Source organism: Shewanella subflava (genome assembly GCF_025971955.1).
In the GTDB taxonomy this organism is placed as follows: domain Bacteria; phylum Pseudomonadota; class Gammaproteobacteria; order Enterobacterales; family Shewanellaceae; genus Shewanella; species Shewanella subflava.
On record NZ_JAPDMX010000031.1, the window covers coordinates 85,181 to 108,291 of the forward strand.

Sequence of the window (23,111 nt, forward strand, 5' to 3'; positions counted from 1 at the left end):
AACAGATAAATACCCTATTATGGGTAGTGTGGAGTATGGCTATTTTCAGCAGCAATACTGGTGGGCGTAACCTGTTATGACTAGATAGAAATACAATTATCTAGTAATGAATTCTTTGTGGGTAATTAGATGAAAAAACATTTTCTTGGTTCGGTGATGTTCTACATCACTATGTCGTTAACTAGCATCATCGCCATTGCTATAATGACAATGTTTGCGTCTTATTGGATTACTGAACAAGCCGATATCGACGCCTACGCAATCAATATTAGCGGTTCGCTTAGAATGCAAACCTATCAACTGGGTTTTTATACCAACGCGGGCCTAACCTATGAGGCCAACCAAACAATTTTATTATTTGAAGATAAGCTCAACTCGCCTATTTTTAATAAACTAAGACAATCACCCGAAGTTACCTCTTTACTAAAAGAATTAACGGCATTTTGGTATCAGGAGGTTAAGCCAAACCTTACCTCTGGTGACCCCGCATTAACACAATACCTCGCAACCCAGACTTCATTGGCAGATCAAATTGTCAACCTACTACAGCAGAATGCAGAACATAGAATTGTATTACTGAGAACCATTCAACTGGTGGCGGTATTTATCACGCTTATTTTAGGCTTATTAATTCTTTATTTAATGAAGTTATGGGTGCAAATTCCAATGGCACAACTCACTAAAGCAGCCCATGCCATAGGTAAAGGTGACTTTACCCAAAGAGTACATGTAAAAGGTGACGATGAACTCGCTTTGCTTGCCGCGACTCTTAACCATACTTGCGATGCGATAGCGACCATGTATGGTCAACTTGAAAAAAGGGTAAAGGAACAAACTCAAGAATTAAAAAGAAACAATAAAGCACTGTTATTTTTATTTACTACAGTAAGAACTATGTTAGAGAAACAAGAGCATAAAATTGATTATCAAAAACTACTCGATGAGCTGGCTGAATTAATTAGCATTGATAACATTGAACTATGTTTGATGACAGCCGAAGGGAATAACCCTTATTTACAAGTGCAGAACCATCAATTGGCTAGTCATCTATGCGCTACAAAAAACTGCAATAAGTGCCATGGAGATGCAGTATTTATCAATATAGCTGAACCCAAAGATACACTTTATCCGCTCGTTTATAATGACATTAATTATGGAGTGTTAGTAGTTACCAATAACTTAAACATGAGCCAGCATAGTTGGCAAAATCAGTTGATTCAGTCGGTGGCCGACCAAGTCGCTTTATCATTGAATTTAGCAGATCAACATAACAAAGAAAGGCGTATCGCATTACTGCAAGAACGCACCGTAATAGCAAGGGAGCTACATGACTCTTTGGCGCAGGCATTATCTTATTTAAAAATTCAAGTTACCCGTTTAGATTTTAGCCAACAAAGACAACAATATGAACAACAGCAACCAATTATTGATGAATTAAGATTGGGACTGGATGCCGCTTATCGCCAATTAAGGGAGCTGCTGACAACATTCAGATTAAAAGTCCTCGATGAAGGGCTACATCCAGCATTAAATAAAACTTTAGAATTACTGACTGAACAAAGTGAAATGCATTTCAGTCTAAATTTTGCCATTCAACAAGTTCCACTCTCCCCTATGGAAGAGATTCATTTACTGCAAATTGCCCGTGAAGCTTGTCAAAACACGATACACCATAGTCATGGAGAACACGTTTGGATAAACATAACACAACCCGAAGTTAGCAAAGTCGTGTTAACTGTAGCAGATGACGGTATTGGCATCACTAATACCGCTAAACTTAACCACTACGGTATGGCGATTATGCAAGAGCGGGCAAAACAATTGAATGGTGAGTTAAATGTGAGGGATAGATTAGGGGGAGGGACTGAAGTAGAGCTTATTTTTACGCCACACAGTACTTTGTCACAAGCCATATAGATAATAGTAAATGTGCTCAAAAACCTATGAAAACTGACTTAAGGAAAAAGACATGGTCGCGTTGATGATCGGGAATTGCATGTACTGGATGGGGTAGATGTCACCGAGGTTCCCCCTGGCTGGGCTGGTTTAAAAACGATTGGTATGGCGATAAACTATCAAAGTGATGGTCAAAAAGCATCATTGGAATGCTGCTATTAGATCAGTTCTGCTCTACTATTTGGTAAAACGGCACGAGGGCCTCAGGGGGATTTAAAGTAAACTGCACTGGGTATTAGACACCGCTATGCGGGAAGAAAACTCCCGGATACATCGAGGTGTCGGTGCAGGGAATATTGCTGGTTTACGGCACATTGGAGCAAATATAATAAAGTTTGACACAAACAGAGCCGTCAGTATTAGGCGTAAACTGTTGTCTGCTTTTCTATCTTCAAATTCGATAGTAAAGCGATTTAGTGCTGGTTTCCAGTTTCTTATCGGCATCGTCCACTTCTTAGATGCTTGCATAATTGCCAAGTAAACAACTTTTTTAGTTGAGTCATCATTTGGCTGCTGTGGATACCGACTATCTTGAAGTTATATTTTTAGCGGGGTGTACTCAATTGAGTGAAAATTATGCATTCATGCTCTTGCTGTAAGGTGAGTACAACTTAAATAAGCAATCATTTACAGTCATTCATCTGTGTTAACAACCTCATTCTCCCTAGATTAATCCCATCGCAATAATCCTCAATAGCTTGATCTTGATCAAACTTTTATTTATCTATCTCGATATTATAAAAACACAATATATAGTACAAATAATATAATTAGGCACAATATATGGTTAAGTTGGAATTCAATAGCCTTGCACCACAGATCTGTTTTCAAGAGGTTCCTGATGAGGTGTCGTTAGCATTTACCATCACCGGTTGCCCACTACGTTGCCAAGGGTGCCATAGCCAAGATACATGGGATTCAGAAACGGGTACTCAGTTAAATAATGATAGTTTTCAACATTATTTAATACGCTATCAGGGTCTGGTGAGTTGTGTTTTATTTTTTGGTGGCGAATGGAACTCTCCTGCATTACACGACAAGTTATCACTCGCAAAAAAACACGGTCTTAAAACCTGTCTTTACACTGGAAAAAATAAGGTGTCACGGCATCTGATTGCACAGTTGGATTACCTCAAAACGGGGGCTTGGCGACCAAATCAAGGAGGATTAGAAAAGGAGAAAACCAATCAACGCTTTATTGAATTAGCAACGGGAAATCTACTCAACTTTAAATTTAGGGAACATCACCATGCCATCTCTTAACCCACAGCAATTACAAAAAAAATTAGCTTTCATTAAGCAATATCAACAATCCAATAATGCAGCTGATGCTTCGCATTTAGATGCGAATGCGAATGTGACCCATAAGAACATTGCCACCTTAGAAACCGAGTTAATGAAAGATTATTTTATTGATATTAATCGTGAATTAGTAAAACAAAAAATAACTGAATTATATGGTGTAGATTTAGCGAAAGAATACGAGAGACAAATAACAGAACATGAAATTTACGTTCATGATGAAACCAGTTTAAAACCCTATTGTGCTTCTATTTCAATGTACCCATTTTTACTCAGCGGATTAACTCAATTAGGCGGCGAATCACAAGCGCCAAAACACTTAGAGTCTTTTTGTGGCAGCTTTGTTAATTTAGTATTTGCTATCAGCGCGCAATTTGCTGGTGCAATTGCGACTGTCGAATTTTTAATGTATTTCGATTACTTTGCCCGTAAAGATTTTGGAGATGATTATCTCACCGAGCATAAACACGCAATAGAGAACCACCTGCAACACGTTGTGTATGCGTTAAATCAACCTGCAGCAGCAAGAGGATACCAAAGTGTATTTTGGAATATCTCTCTTTATGATCAATATTATTTTGAGGCCATGTTTGGGCAATTTGTATTTCCTGACTTTACCCATCCAGATTGGCACTCTTTAAAACAGTTACAAGTCTTTTTTCTAGATTGGTTTAATCAAGAACGGAATAAAGCCATTTTAACTTTTCCAGTGATCACCGCGGCAATGTTAACCGCTGATGATAAAGTTAAAGATACTGAGTTTGCTCATGTTTGTGCCAAAAATATGAGCGAAGGCGGTGCATTTTTTATTTATCAATCTAAAAATGCTGACTCTTTAGCCTCATGCTGTCGTTTACGTAATGAAATAAGCGATCACACATTCTCTTACAGCTTAGGTGCTGGTGGCGTCGCTACGGGTTCAATTAATGTTATCACTATTAATATGAATCGCTTAATCCAAGATAAACGCGATCTTAAAATCGAAGTTGAAAAGATTCATCAATATCAAATTTCCTATCGTAAACTAATGGAAGAACAATTGACCAATGGTATGTTACCAGTCTATACCGCAGGGTTTATCTCTCTGGATAAACAATTTATGACGATTGGTATTAATGGCATGGTAGAAGCTGCTGAATCCTTAGGTCTAGAGGCTAACACTAATAATGATTACCAAACCTTTGTCGACCAACAATTACAGATTATTTATAGGGCTAACCGAGAAGCTACTCAAAAATTTGGCTACAAATTTAATACTGAGTTTGTTCCAGCAGAAAACTTAGGTATAAAGAATGCGGCTTGGGATAGAAAGGCAGGCTACTTTGTTAATCGAAGTTGCTATAACAGTTACTTTTATCCGGTAGAAGACACTAACATTAATTATCTTGATAAATTTATTATGCACGGTGAAAAAATGACCCGCTACTTAGATGGGGGCTCAGCATTACATTTAAATTTAGATGAAAAGTTATCAGTAAAAAATTATCTTAATTTATATAATGTCGCTGCGCGTACAGGGTGTAATTATTTTTGTGTCAATGTGAAAATTACTATCTGTAACGAATGCCAGCATATAGATAAACAAACTCAGCAATATTGCCACCATTGCGGTTCAAAAAATATTGATTATGGCACCCGTGTTATTGGTTATTTAAAGCGCGTCTCAGCCTTCAGTCAAGGACGTCGAACGGAACACGATTTACGTTATTATCACCAGTCACCGGCACAAACTCATACGCTGTAAAGGAATATTTAGAACAATAGCCTATGCGGTAAATAACAAGCGATTGATGCCGGCATGTTTATGAATGTTCGGCATTTAAGTACCACTAGAAAATCATGGAACAATAAATTACTGAACAAACAAATGTAGTTGTAAAAATATACAAGTAAAGTGTTTGGAAACGTTCGCGTTTTCGCCCCTAAATCCTAATAGGCTTATCTAATATTTAAAACCAGTTAACTTATTTATACAGATTTTTAAATTTAAACATTAATTCAACCTTTTTTATTACAATCATTAAGAATCTCTTAAACCACATTGATAGTTTATTAAGAAAGTCTTAAAGAACTATCATATGTATGTTTTTTATTTTAAACAGTAAGATAGATAATGGTTGCGATCCTAATTTTGTAAATTAAAATCAATACTATTTATTTAAAGTACTACTTTTGTTGATGTAACATCCATACAGCGGCTTCAACACGGGAACGCATTCCTAGTTTTTTAAGTAGATGCTTAACATGAACTTTCACAGTACCATCGGTAATGTCGAGCTCTCTGGCGATTAATTTATTGGTTAACCCTTTGGCTATTTGCTTCAATATTTCAAATTCGCGACTCGTTAGTGAATTTAACAATAACGCCTTTTGTGACACGTCAGGCTTACGAATCGCCTTTGCCAGAATGGTGGCCAGCTTATCTGATATCACCATTTCCCCGCTAACCGCCTGTTTAATTTTTTCTAGGATCAACACAGGGTCCATATCTTTTAACAAGTATCCGTCTGCGCCAAAGCTGATCGCTTGGATAACATCTTCATCATTGTCAGAAACCGTTAACATAATAATTCGCGATGTTACGCCTTCAGCACGCAAGATACGTAGAGTCTCGAGCCCATCTAAACCATGCATATTTAAATCTAAAATAATTAAATCAGGGTCTAACTCCCTAGCAAGTTCAATACCTTTAGTGCCGTTATCTGCCTCCCCCACTACTTCTAAGCCGTCTTCTAAAGCAATCAATTGTGTTAAGCCTTTACGTAATAGTGGGTGATCATCAATCAATAATATAGTCGCTGTATCCATGTTCATTTTGTAGCCCTTCGCTGCTTATAAAATAAAACCCAGACCATAGTAAGTAACATTGATGAAACAAAAGTTGATTTACATCATAAGCAAGAGAGAATGTTTGTTAGGCCAACTGAATCAAAAATACTTAAGGCATCTCAAATAAAAATAATATATAGGCAATAAAAACAACACTATAAAATAAAAAATACTCATTAATAGGCATTGGATTTTACAATCAAGCCACTCAAACTTACCCACGAATGTGCATTGTTTCGATGGCTAACTCTCACCATAGTTATGCTGAATTTCATACACGTGGATGAGTAAAATGACAGATATAAACAGATGGGAACCAGAAAACGAGCAATTCTGGCAAACCAGCGGTAAATCAATTGCTCGGCGAAATCTGTGGATTTCAATACCCAGCTTGTTATGTGGTTTTGCTGTATGGCTATATTGGGGAATTCTAACCGTACAAATGATGAATGCGGGTTTTAATTTCACCTCTGATGAACTATTTACATTAACCGCAATAGCGGGATTATCAGGAGCGACTTTACGCATTCCCAGCAGTTTCTTCATTCGTTTTTGTGGTGGTAGAAACACAATTTTCTTTACCACATCTTTATTACTTATTCCGGCATTCTTTACTGGGGTAGCATTACAAAATCCTGATACTCCATTATGGCAATATCAACTTCTTGCACTATTGTCTGGTTTTGGTGGCGGTAATTTTGCTTCTTCAATGTCTAACATCAGTTATTTCTACCCTAAAAGCCAACAAGGATTAGCACTAGGATTAAATGCAGGCTTGGGTAACTTTGGCGTAACCTCGATGCAAATTTTAATACCGCTATTTATGACCTACGGTATTTTTGGTGCCTTTGGTGGCGACCCGGTTACGTTAATCAGTCCATCTGGAAGTTTAATCGGTAAAGTGCCTGCTGGGTCTGATACTTGGATCCAAAATGGCGGCTATTTATGGCTGCTCATATTAGTGCCATTATTTTTTGCGACTTGGTTTGGTATGGATAACATTCGCACCAAAGAAGTGTCACCCGATGTCGGTTCTCCGTTGAGTGCTATCGCGATGATCAGCATCATGTTAAGCATTGGACTTGTCACCGCGGCTGCCGGATTATGGCTCATACTACCTGAATCGGCAAATGGTTCAGGCTGGGGGATCCCTAAAGAATTGGTTTTAGTATTAGTCGTCGCCACGACAGTATTTTGCTTAAAAATGTTGCCTGGTGCGATAGGCGATAGCTTATCAAAGCAATATCAAATTTTTAATAACAAACACACTTGGGTGATGAGTGTTATTTACACCATGACATTTGGTTCTTTCATTGGCTTTTCTGCTGCTTTTCCATTAGCGATTAAAGTTATTTTTGGTTTTCAGCATGTGCTTGTAGACGGCCAAATGACCCACAACATCGTTAATCCTAATGGACCCAGTGCATTAATGTATGCGTGGATGGCACCTTTTATTGGAGCGTTAATCCGTCCAGTGGGCGGCTGGATTGCGGATAAGTTTGGTGGCGCCTTAGTAACACAAGTGTGTTCGGCCATAATGGTGGTTTCAAGCTTAGGCGCAGCATATTATATGAAGCAGGCTTACACCTCGGCAACACCTGAAGAATTCTTTATGCCTTTCTTTATCATCTTTTTAGTGTTATTTGCCGCCACCGGAATAGGTAACGGCTCCACGTTCAGAACCATCGCAATGGTGTTTCCAAAAGAACAAGCTGGACCAGTACTAGGTTGGACGTCGGCAGTTGCTGCTTATGGTGCTTTTTACATTCCCATGGTGTTTGGTCAGCAAATAAAATCTGGGACTCCTGATATTGCATTAATTGGTTTCGCTGTATTTTATGCCGTATGTCTATTAGTTAATTGGTGGTTTTATCTGCGTAAAGATGGTGAGTTTTATAACCCATAAAGTCGACGTTTCTCAGGCTTGTACTTACGAATAAGCCTGAGAGAATTCATATTAAAACAGATATTTATATTAGAGTAATACTATGAGCGCATTAAAAGAGTTAATTACCATGGCAAGCTACCAGGGTGAACCTGTAAAGCTATTATTTTTGTTTGCCAAAGCGGAATATGAACAGTCAGAAAAAGGCACAAATAAAGACGAAAACAAGGGCCATATGATGCCGGTTATGTGTGTAGATAAACTGCCCGCTGAACTAACCAACTTTGCAGACCTATGCAGTGAAGCAGATAATATTAATCCAGAGTGGGAGTTTATTTTTGTCACCAGTATGTTTGCTGAAGTAGATAAAGAAGCGTTAGATGGTGGGCTAAAGCGCATGGCAAGTGACATTGAGAATGGCGAAAATACAGCTATGTACGTTGTGCTAGACAGGCAAGAAAATGTCATTGAAATGATGCGCAGTTAACCCATGTCAGTTACGACTTAACCGCCCGCGCCTTGCCAGTAATCATTAAGTATCACTGGCAAGAAGTGTCAAAATTTATCATAGTCAAAAATAATTTTGCAATGTCGTCTTTGGGCAGTGCTTCGTCGATTGTCGGAAAAAAAATACTCTCTTTCTTGATATTCAGCTGCAGGAGTAAGTCCTCTAGCTCATCAAAAATCTCTAATAAAGCATCTATTTTTGAATTAATCGCGAGTTTAGCCTTATTGCTTGGTGCTTGTAAAGGCTGGATAAGTTGTAAAAACCCTTGGTCGATATGCTCCATTAATATTTTACTGTGCTGTAATTCTAGCAGTAATGAATAAGTGGGATAGGTTTCAAATAGTGGGCTATTTTTATCTTCAAATAGTGGCAGCAACACAGCTTCTTCCCATCTAATAAAAAACATTAAATCAGTCTTTACCCGATAGAATACCTGTTGTGCCTGAGTCATATTTTTTGTTATCAGACTTTTGGCATAATAAAATAATAGGCTTTGCTTATCATGTGTGGCTGAAAAGTAATTGGTCATTAATCCCTGCATTGTAGTGCCTCCTTGATAAATACTAACGACCTTCACAAATCAGCTGGTTTGGCTGAATAGATAGATAACAACCATCAATGTTACAAACCAGAAACCACTGACTAACTTCCAAAAAAATAGGCTATTAGATTGCTTAACTTCGGGTTCAGGTTTTAAAAAAACAGGATTAGGCTGGGTCAAATCCGTCATAAATTCCGCGACCGTGTTATAACGCTCGTTTAAATCAAATTTAACCCCTTTTTCTAATGCTTTATCAAACCATATTGGAATAATGGGATTAATGTTGGCTGCTGATATATAACGTAACTTGTCGTAGTCCCTCATGTTTTGGCAATCTTCCACCTGTTTACCATAGGGTAGACAATGAGTAAAAATCTCATAACACAGGGTAGCTAGGCTATAAATATCACCTTGTATTCCTGGGTTTTTACCTTGTAAGTAATTAGGATCAGAATAGCTTGCTGTACCGAGTATACCTTGGTATTCAATAGGGCTGTAAAGTTCAGCAACACCGGCAACAAATACTGAGCCAAAATCGACAATTTTCACCCTATCCTGATCTAGAATCATAATGTTGGCCGGCTTTATATCCTGATGAACTGCATCATGTTGATGAAATGCATCCAGTGCTAATGCTATTTTTTTCACCAGCTCAATCGCTCTTTTAGGTGAAATAGGGAAATGCAGATCAAGCCATTTATCTAAGCTGATGCCAGGTAGCCACTCCATCAGATAATACAGCCCAGTTCTGGGACGATTGTGTTGAATAATTTTAACCACATATTCTGATTCGATACGGCTACCAATCCACTGTTCACGTATAAATCGGTCGATATAATGAATATCATCAATAAAGTTTTTCGAAGGGACTTTCATGGCAAACTGTTCTTGAGTTTCCATGTCTTCCACTAGGTATAAATGGCTTCTGCTTGATGCAAATACTTCACTTATAATTCGATATCCATCCAGCTTCATTCCCGCCTTTAAAATTGGCGGAAAAGGTAAGCGAGTAAGCTCGACATTTAAATCATCTATGTGCTGTTGCTGTAAGGATTTGATATGCAGAACTAAACAACTCATGTTGTCATCGCTATTGCCTTTTTCTGCTGCCTCAATAAGCTGCTTACAAATTTGGCTCATGGGTAGCGGTAGACCTAATAGCCGGGTGAGTTCATTTTCTGCAATAAAGTCATGCACGCCATCTGAGCACAGTAAAAAACGGTCCTGTTGTTGTAACACAAAGCTGCTGAAATCAATGTGTAATTTATTATCCATCCCCACAGCGCGGGTGAGAAATGTTTTATCTTTTTCAATACTGGCACAATGATCCTGCGTTAACTGCGTAAGCTTATTGTCTCGAAGGAGGTAGATTCTGCTATCACCTACATGAAAAAAATAGCCTTTATGCCCTTTTAACACTAACGCGCTAAGGGTTGTAAGATACCCTTTATGGTCATTTTTATACTGATGACTTTTACGAAATAAACGCAGGTTAATGGCGGATAATACTTGTTCTCCGCTTTTACCCACTGACCAAGTATCTGGTGTTTGATAGTACTCAACTAAAAAACGTTCAACTGCGATATGACTCGCTTCACGCCCCGCTTCTGCAGAGCTGACCCCATCAGCAACAATAAAAGCATACCCTTTTACTTGCTGTAAATAGGACTCTTCAGGCAATAACAGTTCTGTGGCATCTTCGTTAATGCCCTTAACCCCCGCATGGGATTCAAATGCAACGTCAATGTCAAACTCACTAACTGCCATAAATAAACCTTTTATATAGATTTATAAAAATAATGATAACCATAACCGACTTGTTCAAATATCGATATGGTGTTTGAGCTGTTGAAGCGGTATAACGGTTAGCAGAAACAATGCCAAACTACTCAACCTTCAACTGAACACCTTATTTTTTCCTGCTGTATTAACAACAGCATAACTAAATTAATACCTAATGATGGGCAAGTATAATCGCCAAAAAAAATCTCACTGGATATTAAAGAGTAGTGTGATCAAACACGTCATAACTTAGTTAAACTCAGAGGGAGTAATTGCTGGCATATGGGAGAGTCATGGCAAATCAACATTCTAAAGCTTGGCGAGCTTTATTGTTTGCGACGTTAGCTTTTGCGGCCAACTTTTCAGTATGGACTTTATATGCTGCTGCAGTGATCCCCTTTACCGAACAGCTTGGATTTTCACTGACTCAATTGGGGGTATTGCTCGCCTCACCTATGCTTACCGGTGCACTTAGTCGCATTCCTGCGGGATTACTGGTTGGTCAATTTAATGCTAAAAAGTTATTCAGTTTGCAAATGCTACTTTGTATACCGCCATTAGTATTGTTGCCATTGGCAACGGATTACACCAACTTGCTATTAGTTGGACTATGGATAGGGCTAAGTGGCAGCTCGTTCACCTTTGGGATTAATTATATTAATGATTTTTTTTCCCGAAAAATCCAAGGCACAATAATGGGGGTATTCGGTGTAGGTAATGCTGGAGCGGCAATTAATTTGGTGTTTGCCCCTATAATCATTGAGCTTTGGGGCTGGTCATATCTTGGCCCCGTTTACGCCGTAGGATTAGTGATTATTGCCTGGTTATTCTTCTGGTTAGCTCCTAATCCTTCAGAGCAAGTTCAACAATTAACCGCCAAGACTCACCCTAGGGCAGGCACTGGTATTAGCAACATTATCAGTACGATGAAAAACCTGCACGTTTGGGCTTTAGGACTTTACTATTACTTTGTTTTTGGCTCTTTTTTGGCATTATTAATGTGGCTGCCTTATTATTACATGCAAGCTTATCAGCTTAACATAAAGCAAGCCATGGCCTTTACTTTATTCTTTGTCGCCACATCCTCTGTTGTCAGAGCGCTTGGCGGCTGGTTCGCCGATAAATACGGTGGAAGAACTGTCAATTGGAGTGTTTTTTGGGTCTGTTTAGTGTGTTTGTTTTTTTTAAGCTACCCTCCCACAACCATGACAATACATGGCGTAAATCAAGATGTTCACTTAACTGTTTCAATTAATGTTTGGGTGTTTACCGGCTTACTATTCATTATTGGTGTGGCGCAGGGTTTTGGCCGAGCCAGTGTGTTTAAAGTGATTCACGATCAATACCCAAACAATATTGGCGTTGTAGGTGGCGTTGTAGCAGCAATTGGAGCTTTAGGTGGATGTAGCTTACCTATTTTGTTTGGTTTATCCGTCGATCTAATCGGTATTTATAGCGCTAGCTTTATGGTGCTATATGGCATTTTAGCCCTTTGCATGATGGCAATGTATATGGCTATTCAAGCAGAAACCCACCAAAAACGAATTGCAGAAGCAAAAAAATATAATTTCCTAGAGGATGATAATCTATGAGTCAGATAATTAATAATGGTGATTTACCCTTAGTGTATTCATGTTCTGGTTGCTCTAATGTTGCACAATTAGCCAATAATTTGGCCATCGAACTAAATGTTTTGGGCATTGCTGAAATGTCTTGTATTTCCGGTGTAGGAGGACATGTACGGCCTTTGGTTAAATTGGCTAAATCAGGTAGGCCTATCATTGCGATTGATGGCTGCCCATTAAATTGTGCCGCATCATGCTTAAATCAGCATAATATTAAAGCTACATATCATTTTGAGTTAACTAATACTATGAACTTACAAAAGCGTCAAAATAGCCAATGTGCAAAAACAGATTTACAAAGTGCTTTGGCAATGATTATCTTAAAAATAAGCCATTAAATAACCCCGAATTCAACTCAGAAGTGCGATACTCACCAAATTAAGCAGCTAATTGTTTAAACACAACAGCAGGCTGCTTAAACTTAAGGCATTTCTTAGGACGATTGTTAATCCTGTTTTGCGCAAACAAGATAATCTCATCGCTTTCAGTCCTTAAGTCAGTCCCTTTTTTACATATTACCTTAATAAGCCGTTGGCATTTTCATTAGCACCACGTTCCCAAGAACTATTCGGATGTGTAAAGTAAAACGCTGTGTCTAGTGTATTGGCTATGATTTAGTGGTTAGCAAACTCTCGACCATTATCGGCACTTATAGTGTGCACATATTGCTTATAGGGCATCAATAATTAGATAGTCGCTTTAGCCACATTTTCAGAAGATTTTGACGCCATTATCTTTATTAAAGAAAAACGGGTTTTGCGCTCTAAAATGGTCACGATTGAACCTGTCCCATTCTTCCCTAATACGGTATCAATTTCCCAATCACAGACACGTTCACGGGTATCAACAAAGGCAGTTCTAGACTCAAAAGCGGTGCCATTTTTAATCGCTGGCGTTTTCTCTTTTTTACCTCGGCGATAACGCTTATGGCCTTGCCGTAAATGGCGATATAATTTGCCGCTTTGACGCTTATTCCTTGCCAATAAGTAAGCGGTAAATGAAGCTGTGAAACGTTAATGCAAATTGCTCAAATCAACATTCCACGGCATTAAATCGGTCAAATCGTCGGTAGAAAGACGCTTGGGTAACTCGGTAAACAAGTGTCTGAAGTAATAATATGGACTGATATCATTGGCGCGACAGGTCATCACTAAACTGTATAAGTTCGCACTGGCATGTGCGCCATTGACTGACGTTGAGAACATCCAGTTTTTACGCACCGTTGTGAACGGGCGAATATCTCGTTCGGTAACATTGTTGTCGATGCTAATATCACCATCATCAAGATACGTTAATAATTTTGGCCATTGGTTGGTCTAACAGGACTGACATCTGATATTTTCCCTTAGTCAACAGCTGATAACTCATAGTGACACTCTTTTTCTTTGGTGAGATAAAGCCTACCACCTTCAGCAGTCGGCTTCTTCTATGCCTCAATTAAGAGTGTCACAGTTATTATCTTAATTCGGTACAAACTAAATAAGCAACTTTATGATTTTATGAAACTAGAATAATTTATTACGCTTATTTTATACCATGTACTTTTAGTACAAGAGCATTTTGAATATCAAACACCAAATGCTCGACTTCTCTTTTACAAGATATCCATAGACAGGATCTTTAGCTATAAACCTATATTTTAAATAGAAAAAAGGCCTTATTTATGATCTGATAATTGTCGCCAAACAAATCAACATGACCAATAAATAAAGCCGATGACAATTATCACCTTAAAAAAGCAGTTTATGCAATTCTTCAATGTAGACATCCTTCAAAAAATGGCTAAGCGCACTGGGTTTATACAGCGAAATCGCGCTGTTCTTCCTGAACAACTGGTTCCGTGTTTGGTCTCTGCGTTGAGCAAAGGTAACTGCCATGCCATTGCTGACTTATATCGTCAGTTTAATGGTATGTGTCTGACAGAAACAGATAATGTGGCTTATAAGCCTTTTCATAACCAGCTCCGTAAAGCAGCCTTTGCTGATTTTATGAAGCAACTGGTTCAGTTGGCTATCGCCCAATTTGCGCGCCAACAATGCGCTTTACTCCCGAAGAGGTTGTCTTGCTTTGATGATATCTTGCTTCAGGACGGCAGTTCTTTTCATGTCCACAAGGCGTTAGCAGACGTGTACCCAAGCCGTTTTAAGCGAAATCCTGCCGCGATAGAGTGTCATATGACTATGTCATTGCGCACATTTAACCCGGTGGCAATGGCGATAAGTGCTGATACCGCTTCAGAAAGAACCTATCTCCCCAAGGCCTTTAGGATGAAAAACAAACTGCTTCTGGCTGATGCGGGCTATCCTGATTTTGATTATTTTGCCGATGTGGAACGCCATAATGGTTTCTATCTTTTTCGAGGGGCAAAGTCACTCAACCCAAGGATTGTTGAAGCTAGAAATGGCAAGGGTCGGGTGCTGCCTAAGCTTGCAGGAATGAAGCTTAAAGACATCACGCGTCGTACCAATCGCTCAGAAGTGCTTGACCTAAAGGTCTGCCGAGGAACACAGGAATGTCGAGTGATAAGGCGTTGGTTTGCAGAAGAAAAGAGATTTTGCATCTGCCTAACCAACTTACCGGCAGAGTCTTACTCAGCCGATGACATTATGGCAATTTACCGCTGCCGCTGGCAGGTTGAGTTGCTGTTCAAAGAGTTGAAATCACATACAAACTGGCAGAAATTTGTCACCGCGCAGAAAGCGATAGTTGACGGTCTCGTATGGGCCAGCCTGCTGGCACTTATCATCAGACGCAGTACCGCGATGCGCATCATGCCCTCAGTTTCGCTGTTCAAAGCAGCAAAGAATGTGGACGTTTGGCTGCTGCCGATTTTTGAATGTATCTGTCATCGGTCTTGGTCAGAAATAACAGAAAAGATAGACTGGGCGGTCTGCTATATAACAATAAATGCAAAAAAGTCATAACAAAGAAAATCTAGGAAAGACATCACGTTAGATGGGATTTATGCAGGACTTAATGCTTAAGGTCCAGTATAGGACAAGATATCAAAGAAATTATGTTGAATTCATTTTTTATAATTTCAATAAAAATACCTAAAACATTTTAATAATTTATCTCTGATCTATTCCTTTAAAGTCAACTTACATCAAACACCAAAAACAACATACTCACTTGTGGATACAAAATCAGCAGCACAAACCTTTCTACAGCATAATAAATTTTAAAAGTGAGTAGGTGATTCTTAAGGCTAAAATAATGTTCTTGAATTAAATGACATACATCAACTTTTTTATTGATGAATCAGCCAAAATAATTTATCTCAGCATTATTGGAGTTTGAAATGGCTACTGAAAAATTTAACCTTTTTACTTTCAAAGACAAGATGAAAGTTTTACATCTTAGTTGGATGGCATTTTTTATTACATTTTTGGTCTGGTTTAACTTCGCGCCCATGTTAATGGCTGTTAAAGAGTCGCTTGGATTAACGACGGATCAAATTAAAACGTTATTAATTTTAAATGTCGCCCTAACAATTCCCGCTCGGGTAATTATTGGAATGTTAACGGATAAATATGGTCCTAAAATTGTTTATTCTGCCTTGCTAATCTTTTGTTCAATTCCTTGTTTTATGTTTGCGTTAGCAGATAATTTTATTCAAGCAGCTATAGCTAGATTCTTACTTGGCTTTATAGGTGCAGGGTTTGTCATTGGCATTAGGATGGTATCTGAATGGTTTCCACATAACGAACTGGGAACGGCAGAAGGGATTTATGGTGGCTGGGGGAATTTTGGTTCTGCTGCAGCAGCTTTCACTTTACCTTCAATTGCACTCTTATTTGGTGGAGAAGATGGTTGGCGCTACGCCATCGGGATCACCGGCTTAATTAGTTTGCTATTTGGTTTTATCTACTACTTCAATGTAACCAATACACCGAAAGGGTCGACCTATTTTCGCCCCAAAAGCTCAGTGGCTATGGAAGTTACTTCAATAGGTGATTTTTATTTGCTATTAGTTATGAAAATACCAATGTATGCAGCCCTCTCACTCTTAACATGGAAATTGTCTCCTCAAGGCGTTAACCTGATCAGCAACCTGGCAACCTACTTTATCTACGCGGGTTTGTTACTGCTTTACCTATTCGAAGTATATAAGGTATGGAGTGTTAATAAACATATTTTCAGCGAAGATGTTCCTGAAATACACAGATATAGCTTTAAACAGGTCGCTGTACTCGATATTTTATATTTTACCAATTTTGGTTCAGAGCTTGCGGTTGTATCAATGTTGCCGCTGTTTTTTTTAGACACCTTCTCACTAGATCCTGTCTTAGCAGGTATGGTCGCAGGAGCTTATGCATTCATGAATCTAATGTCACGCCCTGCGGGTGGATGGTTCTCTGATAGATTCGGGCGAAAATCTACATTACTCATATTGACTGCTGGTTTAGCTATAGGTTACTTTTTAATGGGCCAAGTCAACAGTAATTGGCCGCTATGGTTAGCGGTTGTAACGGCAATGGGTTGCTCTTTCTTTGTTCAATCTGGTGAAGGTGCCGTATTTGCTGTAGTACCATTAATTAAAAGAAGATTAACAGGACAAATAGCGGGAATGACTGGCGCATATGGTAATGTTGGCGCAGTAACCTTTCTAACTATTTTATCGTTCGTTGATTATAAATCATTTTTTCTAGTAATATCCGCAACAGCTATGGTTGGCTTTATCACCTTGTTTTTCATGAAAGAACCACGTGGTCAAATTGCCGAAATCAAAGAAGATGGTACAGTTGAATTAATAGATGTATCTAATAAGGGATTAATGAAAAGTTAAGCGAAATAATAAAAACTACAAGCACCTGATAAAATAAGGTGCTTGTTGCAATCAAAAATACACTAATGAAGTTTAATCGATATCTCCAGAAATCGCCCAAACACCCCTAAATATCATTATAGTAAGGCACGCAAGTGTTAGTTGACAGATTCAATTTCGTTAGAAGCTAAATTGTTTATTTATCATTAGCCATAAACTTAGATAAAAGCGTAAACACAAAAAGTATCGAGTTATTATCTGAATTCGGGAATAATAATCCAAAGTAGCAGTAGCTATCTGTATAACTTAGAAATGGAAATAAATTAGTTACTCATAACATATTTTCTGCTTGAGTCTAATTTTTAGTTACATATACATTTTTATGAACTTGACCATATATGGACGCCTCAGCTTTTACAACACTTTTGAATGATTGGTTCACTACCATATATTCGGCGTCTAAATAGGCTTTTTACCCGCGCCATGATGTAAATCCGAAACCTATTACCTTATCAGTACATCGGCATTTAATGCCTTGGTCAAGTCAGGCTCTAATAGGTACGGTTGACCGTTTATTCATCAGTGCATGTAAACTTTTAGGTGATACTTAACGTCTTACGCAAACGCTTTATTAACGTCGAAATTATTGTTACTCGTGAGGATCCGCCATCCTATACGCGCTATTTTATTAGCCAATGCGACAACGGCTTTGTGTCGACCTTGCCTTAACGCAAGCGCATTAAACCACCGTCCAAGTCTATCATCACGTTTGCTCGCAAATCGGCCAACGGCTCTGGAACCATGGATGAGTAAAACGCGTAGTTCTGAGCTGCCATTTTTCGTGATCGATCCTAGTCGTACTTTTCCACCGGAACTCGCTTGTGATGTTCAAAATGCCCCCATTTTTCTTCGTCTTTGTTGGATAGTATTACGATTTTATCAAAAGCTTACTTTGATTTAGTCGCAATTGAACTGATTGCGGCATGTTCATCGTTAAGCATGTTATCTAGGTCTTTTGTACCTAGCCAAGTTAGAAGAATATGCATCCATGGGTACTCATAAAAAGGAATTGTAAATAATCTTACATTAAACAATTAATTTTACTATGAAGATTTAATTATTCCTCAACATAATCAATGACATCCTCAACTTTACAACCAAAGTATTGGCATAAAGAATCAATCGCTTTTGTCGTTGTTGAATACTCATAACTTGGATTTATCATCTTAGATAATGCGGTTCTATTTACGCTAGCGGAGTCAGCAACCTCTTGAAGGGTAATCTTCCTTCTTTCTTTAAATTCTTTTTCTGCTATTAACTCTTTGATTTTAAACCTAATCAATTTTATTCACCCTTAAATGATGTAAAAACACCAAAATGTTCCTTGCAGGAACGAAAAACAAATGCTTAAATGTTCTTACATAGAACACAACGAACACATTAAGAACATTTGGAGCTACTATGGAACAAACGTTACTCAATGCTAAAGAACTTTCTCAAAGAATAAAGTTTAGTGCACCATATATCAACCATACATTGAAAGATAATGTTTTCATTGAGGGGGTTCATTACATTAAACCTTTTGGTGGTCGTAAGATTTTTTATATTTGGGAGGAAATAGAAAGGGAACTATTTAAAAAACCTAAGTCTGTTCAAGTGCTTGTTCCAATGGCCAGGGGAGGTATTTGTCATGGCTAGCATTAGAGCTCGCAGTGGAAAATTATTTTTTGATTTCACTTATCAAGGCATTCGATGTCGTGAACAAACACTTTTAATTGATAACCGCCAAAATCGAGTCAAGCTAAACAGCATTTTAACTACTATAGAAGCTGAAATACGCTTAAACAGGTTTGTTTTTAAGAACTATTTCCCCTCAAGTTCGAAGTGTGCTGCATTTTTGGAATATGATTTAAAAGTCGAGCAATACATATCAGAAAATACTGCCCCTTTAACCACTCACATTTTATCTAACATTCCAAAATTTGGAGAATTTGCAGACGAGTGGCTTGCTGAAAATAAAATCCAATGGAAGAACAGTCATTACAAGAATGTGGTAATGATTGTTTATAATTATTTATTACCTGTGTTTGGTCAAGCTAGGCTTGATGAGATTACTCGCGCTCAAATAATCAAATTTAGGGCGGCAATTGCTAGCCCCAAACGCTCTAACGTAAAAGATAAACTCAGTAATGACTGGATCAACCATGTGATGACACCTTTACGAGGTATTTTGAATGAAGCGGCAATGCGTTATGAGTTTCCTACACCGTTCATCAATATTAAACCATTGAAAATTGATAAGACTCCGATTGAGCCCTTTAGCCTAATTGAAGTCCAACGTTTCCTTGCTAACGTCCGTGCTGATTTCCGTGATTACTATATTGTGCGTTTTTTTACTGCCATGAGAACAGCAGAGATTGATGGTTTGAAATGGCAATTTGTCAATTTTGAACGAAAGGAAATACTCATTCAAGAAACACTCGTTGACGGCAATGTGGAAACGCCCAAGACATCGGCATCTTATCGCTGTATTCAACTGTCTCAACCGGTTGTGGATGCGTTAAAGCGCCAATACTCTATAACAGGCAATAATGCTTATGTTTTTTGCAATGCAAATGGTAATCCTCTGGAACACAGGAATGTAACCAAACGCATATGGTATCCGGCTCTCATTGAGATGAACTTGAAAAGAAGAAGGCCTTATCAAACTCGACATACCTGTGCCACCTTGTGGTTGGCCGCTGGCGAAAACCCTGAATGGATAGCAAAACAAATGGGTCACAGCACCACCAAGATGCTTTTTGAAGTCTACAGCCGCTATGTGCCGAATGCTACACGACAAGATGGTAGCGCCTTTGACCTACTGATTAAACAAACAGACTTTATCGCTATTGAGGAGCTGTGTGATGAATAACGCAATTTTTGTATGGATTAAAGACATTAAAATAAGTGGCTCGTTACCAACTGCTAACTGTCAATTTATCTCTAATTATAAAACGATGCATGCTATCACTTCAGCCGAAATAGCAAGAACTAGTCAAACAAGCTGTGGATTGGCTCAAATAGTATTCGCTCACGATAGTCAGGGAAATATCGTGATTTGCTCTATTAAACCAATTTATACCCAATGCTCTGAAAATGAATATTTTAAGTTAGTTAACATGGTTGGTCCAAACAATGAAAACTTAGTTGGTCGGTTTTTAAAACTCATCAGTTTTATCACTTACTCAGAACTTCAGCCATTTACTGACTTTATTCTAAGTAACGCAAGAATTCTAAATGCATTTATGCAATCACAAGCCAGCTATTCTCATCATCATGCAAATAAAAACGGCTTGTTTGAACACAGTATTGAGGTCGCTGAAATGACTTATCATAATGCAAAGCACTTGAAGCATTCCGATATAGAATGTCAGACAGGCTTAATTGCTGGGCTATTTCATGATATAGGTAAAATCTATCCCGTCTTACACAATAAAACTGATTCCTATGTTGCTGGCCCCCATGAAAGTTTTAACTTTGCTATTCTTGCAAAACCTTTAGGGGAACTAGGCACTCTAAATAGTAAGGTTTTTGCACTATTAAGTGATTTACTTGCGGCAAAACCATATGGCCATAAAACTCGATACGCAATGGAGCATGTTCTTAAGCAGGCTGACCGTACCTCAGCAGAATCGAACTTTGTAAAAAAGCAATTCGAAGAACTACCAACGCATTACTTTTTCACTAAAAAAAATGGCAAGCTAATATACAGACTTAACAGTCTTTAACTAATGCTTTGGAGAATTTAAAGATGATAAACAAATACATAGGCTATGCAGAATACTTTGCGACTGGCGAGGGCTTAACAAAGTTTGTTGCTTCCGGAACAAAAGAAGAAATCATGAACTCCGCTGAACCTTTTATGTCTCGTTGTTTGACGTATTTCTCTATCAATGAAATACGTGATGCTCTAGAAGACGTTCAGAAAGATGAAGAATGTATTAAAAACCATAAAAATATAAATTATGAAGCTATAAGAGTAGCTTACTTTCTAAGGGGACATGCACCTATTGTCGCTCAAACAATTCATGAGAATACTGGATATTATTCCTTCTCTTACAAGTTTTATATAAATTTTTCCTAACAATAATTTCACTCGTTTCATGGATTATATTTATATCGATAAAGCAACTACTGGCTTGCTCTAAGTACAGGTAATTGTATTATTTTAGTTCCTGTTAAATCAGCTCTTAAAATGACCAATTAATTTATCATATACTGGACCTTAAGCATTAAGTCCTGCATAAATTCCATCTAACGTGATGTCTTTCCTAGATTTTCTTTGTTATGACTTTTTGCATTTATTGTTATATAGCAGACCACCCAGTCTATCTTTTCTGTTATTTCTGACCAAGACCGATGACAGATACATTCAAAAATCGGCAGCAGCCAAACGTCCACATTCTTTGCTGCTTTGAACAGCGAAACTGAGGGCATGATGCGCATCGCGGTACTGCGTCTGATGATAAGTGCCAGCAGGCTGGCCCATACGAGACCGTCAACTATCGCTTTCTGCGCGGTGGCAAATTTCTGCCAGTTTGTATGTGATTTCAACTCTTTGAACAGCAACTCAACCTGCCAGCGGCAGCGGTAAATTGCCATAATGTCATCGGCTGAGTAAGACTCTGTCTGACGTGGTTTAATTGATACGACTAACCCAGTTAAGACATAATTGATTTAACTGGAGATTCAAATGCAAACACGTAAATCCTATTCAAAAGAATTCAAGCTTGATGCCATTGCACTGGTAAGGGAGCAAAATTACAGTATTGCTGAAGCCGCTAGAAATTTAGAGGTCACTCCTCAGCTACTCGGCCGCTGGATAAAAGAATCAGAAAATGATGATAGTCATGCATTTAGAGGCAATGGCAAGCTGACACCTGAGCTGGAAGAGATCCGCAAGCTAAAAGCACAAGTAAAACGCTTAAAAATGGAGCGTGAAATATTAAAAAAAACGACGGTCTTCTTTGCCAAAGAAACGAAGTAAAATACGCGTTTATTGCCCAAAAAAAGAAGATCTGGCCAGTGATATTAATGTGTCATACCAATCCGCATTGAATTGTGATCTAATGTGTTCATCATTTCTAAATCATTTTATTCTTTGAAAAACTACACACCTGTTCAACTAGCTAAATTATCAAAGTCAGAAAAAGATGCTCGTATGCGCATTCGCATATTGGCCATTTCATGCTTTTTGGAATGCCACAATCGCGCTCAAGTTGCTCGCCAGTTAAAGGTAAGTCGTCGCAGTGTCAATGAATGGGTTAAAAACTACTTAAATACTGGCATTGATGGTTTAAAAGCTAATATGAACTCGACAAATGCGAATAAACTCGACGACCAGCAAAGCAAGCCCTCTATCAATATATAGACGAGTTAAGCCGCTCTGAACAAGGTGGAAGATTAACGGGTATAGATATTCAATCTTATATAGAACAGCAGTTTGGGATCCATTATCATCTAAATCATGTATATAAAATATTGAAAAGTATTGGCTTAAGCTGGATTACAAGTCGCTCTAGGCACCCAAAAAAATCCTTAGAAGCTCAAGCAGAGTTTAAAAAAACTCATTTCTAAAACGATCGCAACGATCCCAGTGTATATCCCTTTAGACACTGTCGATATTTGGTTTCAAGATGAAGCTCGATTTGGCCAACAAAATACAACAACCAAACTTTGGGCTCCAAAAGGTTCTCGACCCAGAGTCGTAAAACAGCAGCAATTTGAATATGCTTATTTGTTTGGTGCTGTCTGCCCCGCAACTGGGGCAACAGAAGCCTTGGTCACCCCTTTTGTTGTAAGCGGTCAATAAACCCCACATACCAATAATACTCACGCTTTAATATAGTACCTTTTTCACCGGAGGTACTATG

Annotated in this window: 20 protein-coding genes and 6 pseudogenes; 17 read left to right on the forward strand and 9 right to left on the reverse strand. The window is 38.4% G+C overall.

The features are described from left to right. Positions 1 to 129 precede the first annotated feature (129 nt). Positions 130 to 1,917: an ATP-binding protein gene (locus OHT75_RS15675; RefSeq protein WP_264728319.1), complete on the forward strand. Its 1,788-nt coding sequence runs from the start codon at positions 130 to 132 to the stop codon at positions 1,915 to 1,917. A 423-nt stretch (positions 1,918 to 2,340) separates the two neighbouring features. Here OHT75_RS15675 and OHT75_RS15680 read toward each other — a convergent pair. Further along, positions 2,341 to 2,466: pseudogene (locus OHT75_RS15680) on the reverse strand (IS256 family transposase); the annotation flags it as partial. Between the two features lie 273 nt (positions 2,467 to 2,739). Between OHT75_RS15680 and nrdG the strand changes: the two are divergent. After that, on the forward strand, positions 2,740 to 3,219 hold the full coding sequence (gene nrdG / locus OHT75_RS15685; protein ID WP_264728320.1) for an anaerobic ribonucleoside-triphosphate reductase activating protein: 480 nt from the start codon (positions 2,740 to 2,742) through the stop codon (positions 3,217 to 3,219). Continuing rightward, positions 3,206 to 5,002, forward strand: a complete 1,797-nt coding sequence (gene nrdD / locus OHT75_RS15690; protein ID WP_264728321.1) for an anaerobic ribonucleoside-triphosphate reductase — start codon at positions 3,206 to 3,208, stop codon at positions 5,000 to 5,002. Before nrdG ends, nrdD begins: the two co-directional genes overlap by 14 nt. 422 nt (positions 5,003 to 5,424) lie before the next feature. Here nrdD and narL read toward each other — a convergent pair whose 3' ends face one another. Continuing rightward, positions 5,425 to 6,066: a two-component system response regulator NarL gene (gene narL / locus OHT75_RS15695; protein WP_406682040.1), complete on the reverse strand. Its 642-nt coding sequence runs from the start codon at positions 6,064 to 6,066 to the stop codon at positions 5,425 to 5,427. A 313-nt stretch (positions 6,067 to 6,379) separates the two neighbouring features. Here narL and OHT75_RS15700 point away from each other — a divergent pair, with 313 nt between their 5' ends. Both OHT75_RS15700 and OHT75_RS15705 read left to right on the forward strand, forming a co-directional pair. After that, positions 6,380 to 7,993: an MFS transporter gene (locus tag OHT75_RS15700; RefSeq protein WP_264728323.1), complete on the forward strand. Its 1,614-nt coding sequence runs from the start codon at positions 6,380 to 6,382 to the stop codon at positions 7,991 to 7,993. Between the two features lie 82 nt (positions 7,994 to 8,075). Next, a complete protein-coding gene (locus OHT75_RS15705; protein WP_264728324.1) occupies positions 8,076 to 8,459 on the forward strand; it encodes a ribonucleotide reductase subunit alpha in 384 nt (127 codons plus the stop codon). Positions 8,460 to 8,511: 52 nt separating this feature from the next. Here the strand turns inward: OHT75_RS15705 and OHT75_RS15710 are convergent, their stop codons facing one another. Further along, a complete protein-coding gene (locus OHT75_RS15710; protein WP_264728325.1) occupies positions 8,512 to 9,021 on the reverse strand; it encodes a hypothetical protein in 510 nt (169 codons plus the stop codon). 39 nt (positions 9,022 to 9,060) lie between these two features. After that, positions 9,061 to 10,788 carry a bifunctional protein-serine/threonine kinase/phosphatase gene (locus OHT75_RS15715; protein WP_264728326.1) on the reverse strand — a complete coding sequence of 576 codons (1,728 nt, stop codon included), beginning with the start codon at positions 10,786 to 10,788 and terminating at the stop codon, positions 9,061 to 9,063. Between the two features lie 308 nt (positions 10,789 to 11,096). Between OHT75_RS15715 and OHT75_RS15720 the strand changes: the two genes are divergently transcribed. Then, positions 11,097 to 12,395: an MFS transporter gene (locus tag OHT75_RS15720; RefSeq protein WP_264728327.1), complete on the forward strand. Its 1,299-nt coding sequence runs from the start codon at positions 11,097 to 11,099 to the stop codon at positions 12,393 to 12,395. Beyond that, a complete protein-coding gene (locus OHT75_RS15725) occupies positions 12,392 to 12,766 on the forward strand; it encodes a putative zinc-binding protein (protein WP_264728328.1) in 375 nt (124 codons plus the stop codon). Before OHT75_RS15720 ends, OHT75_RS15725 begins: the two co-directional genes overlap by 4 nt. A gap of 40 nt (positions 12,767 to 12,806) precedes the next feature. Here the strand turns inward: OHT75_RS15725 and OHT75_RS15730 are convergent. Both OHT75_RS15730 and OHT75_RS15735 read right to left on the reverse strand, forming a co-directional pair. Then, positions 12,807 to 13,411: pseudogene (locus OHT75_RS15730) on the reverse strand (IS30 family transposase); the annotation flags it as partial. Positions 13,412 to 13,441: 30 nt separating this feature from the next. After that, a pseudogene (locus OHT75_RS15735) lies at positions 13,442 to 13,741 on the reverse strand (IS66 family transposase); the annotation flags it as partial. 402 nt (positions 13,742 to 14,143) lie between these two features. On the opposite strand from OHT75_RS15735, the gene OHT75_RS15740 reads away from it, so the two are divergent. Further along, complete coding sequence (locus OHT75_RS15740) at positions 14,144 to 15,352, forward strand: IS4 family transposase (RefSeq protein ID WP_264728329.1); 1,209 nt, start codon at positions 14,144 to 14,146, stop codon at positions 15,350 to 15,352. 377 nt (positions 15,353 to 15,729) lie between these two features. Then, positions 15,730 to 17,217, forward strand: coding sequence for a NarK family nitrate/nitrite MFS transporter (locus OHT75_RS15745; RefSeq protein ID WP_264728330.1), 1,488 nt, complete (start codon positions 15,730 to 15,732; stop codon positions 17,215 to 17,217). A 594-nt stretch (positions 17,218 to 17,811) separates the two neighbouring features. Here OHT75_RS15745 and OHT75_RS15750 read toward each other — a convergent pair. Then, positions 17,812 to 18,081, reverse strand: a pseudogene (locus tag OHT75_RS15750) (transposase); the annotation flags it as partial. A 232-nt stretch (positions 18,082 to 18,313) separates the two neighbouring features. After that, entirely contained in the window at positions 18,314 to 18,538 is a 225-nt protein-coding gene (locus OHT75_RS15755) for a helix-turn-helix domain-containing protein (RefSeq protein ID WP_264728331.1), read from the reverse strand. 119 nt (positions 18,539 to 18,657) lie between these two features. Between OHT75_RS15755 and OHT75_RS15760 the strand changes: the two genes are divergently transcribed. Genes OHT75_RS15760 through OHT75_RS15775 form a run of 4 tightly spaced genes read left to right on the forward strand, consistent with a single transcriptional unit; the run spans position 18,658 to position 21,322 of the window. After that, positions 18,658 to 18,894, forward strand: a complete 237-nt coding sequence (locus OHT75_RS15760) for a hypothetical protein (protein WP_264728332.1) — start codon at positions 18,658 to 18,660, stop codon at positions 18,892 to 18,894. Next, on the forward strand, positions 18,887 to 20,110 hold the full coding sequence (locus OHT75_RS15765; protein WP_264728333.1) for a site-specific integrase: 1,224 nt from the start codon (positions 18,887 to 18,889) through the stop codon (positions 20,108 to 20,110). Before OHT75_RS15760 ends, OHT75_RS15765 begins: the two co-directional genes overlap by 8 nt. Continuing rightward, on the forward strand, positions 20,103 to 20,966 hold the full coding sequence (locus OHT75_RS15770; protein ID WP_264728334.1) for an HD domain-containing protein: 864 nt from the start codon (positions 20,103 to 20,105) through the stop codon (positions 20,964 to 20,966). Before OHT75_RS15765 ends, OHT75_RS15770 begins: the two co-directional genes overlap by 8 nt. A 23-nt stretch (positions 20,967 to 20,989) precedes the next feature. Continuing rightward, the gene (locus tag OHT75_RS15775) at positions 20,990 to 21,322 is read left to right on the forward strand and encodes a hypothetical protein (protein WP_264728335.1); all 333 of its coding nucleotides are present in this window, start codon (positions 20,990 to 20,992) and stop codon (positions 21,320 to 21,322) included. A gap of 141 nt (positions 21,323 to 21,463) precedes the next feature. Here the strand turns inward: OHT75_RS15775 and OHT75_RS15780 are convergent. Further along, positions 21,464 to 21,867 (reverse strand): annotated as a pseudogene (locus tag OHT75_RS15780) (transposase); the annotation flags it as partial. Positions 21,868 to 21,931: 64 nt separating this feature from the next. Between OHT75_RS15780 and OHT75_RS15785 the strand changes: the two are divergent. The 4 genes and pseudogenes from OHT75_RS15785 to OHT75_RS18015 form a co-directional block, all read left to right on the forward strand. Continuing rightward, a pseudogene (locus tag OHT75_RS15785) lies at positions 21,932 to 22,278 on the forward strand (transposase); the annotation flags it as partial. 121 nt (positions 22,279 to 22,399) lie between these two features. Further along, the gene (locus OHT75_RS15790; RefSeq protein ID WP_264728336.1) at positions 22,400 to 22,609 is read left to right on the forward strand and encodes a helix-turn-helix domain-containing protein; all 210 of its coding nucleotides are present in this window, start codon (positions 22,400 to 22,402) and stop codon (positions 22,607 to 22,609) included. Next, complete coding sequence (locus OHT75_RS18010; RefSeq protein WP_406682041.1) at positions 22,606 to 22,815, forward strand: helix-turn-helix domain-containing protein; 210 nt, start codon at positions 22,606 to 22,608, stop codon at positions 22,813 to 22,815. The genes OHT75_RS15790 and OHT75_RS18010 overlap by 4 nt, the downstream gene beginning before the upstream one ends. A gap of 19 nt (positions 22,816 to 22,834) precedes the next feature. Further along, entirely contained in the window at positions 22,835 to 23,050 is a 216-nt protein-coding gene (locus OHT75_RS18015; protein ID WP_406682038.1) for a transposase, read from the forward strand. The last annotated feature ends 61 nt before the right edge of the window (positions 23,051 to 23,111 follow it).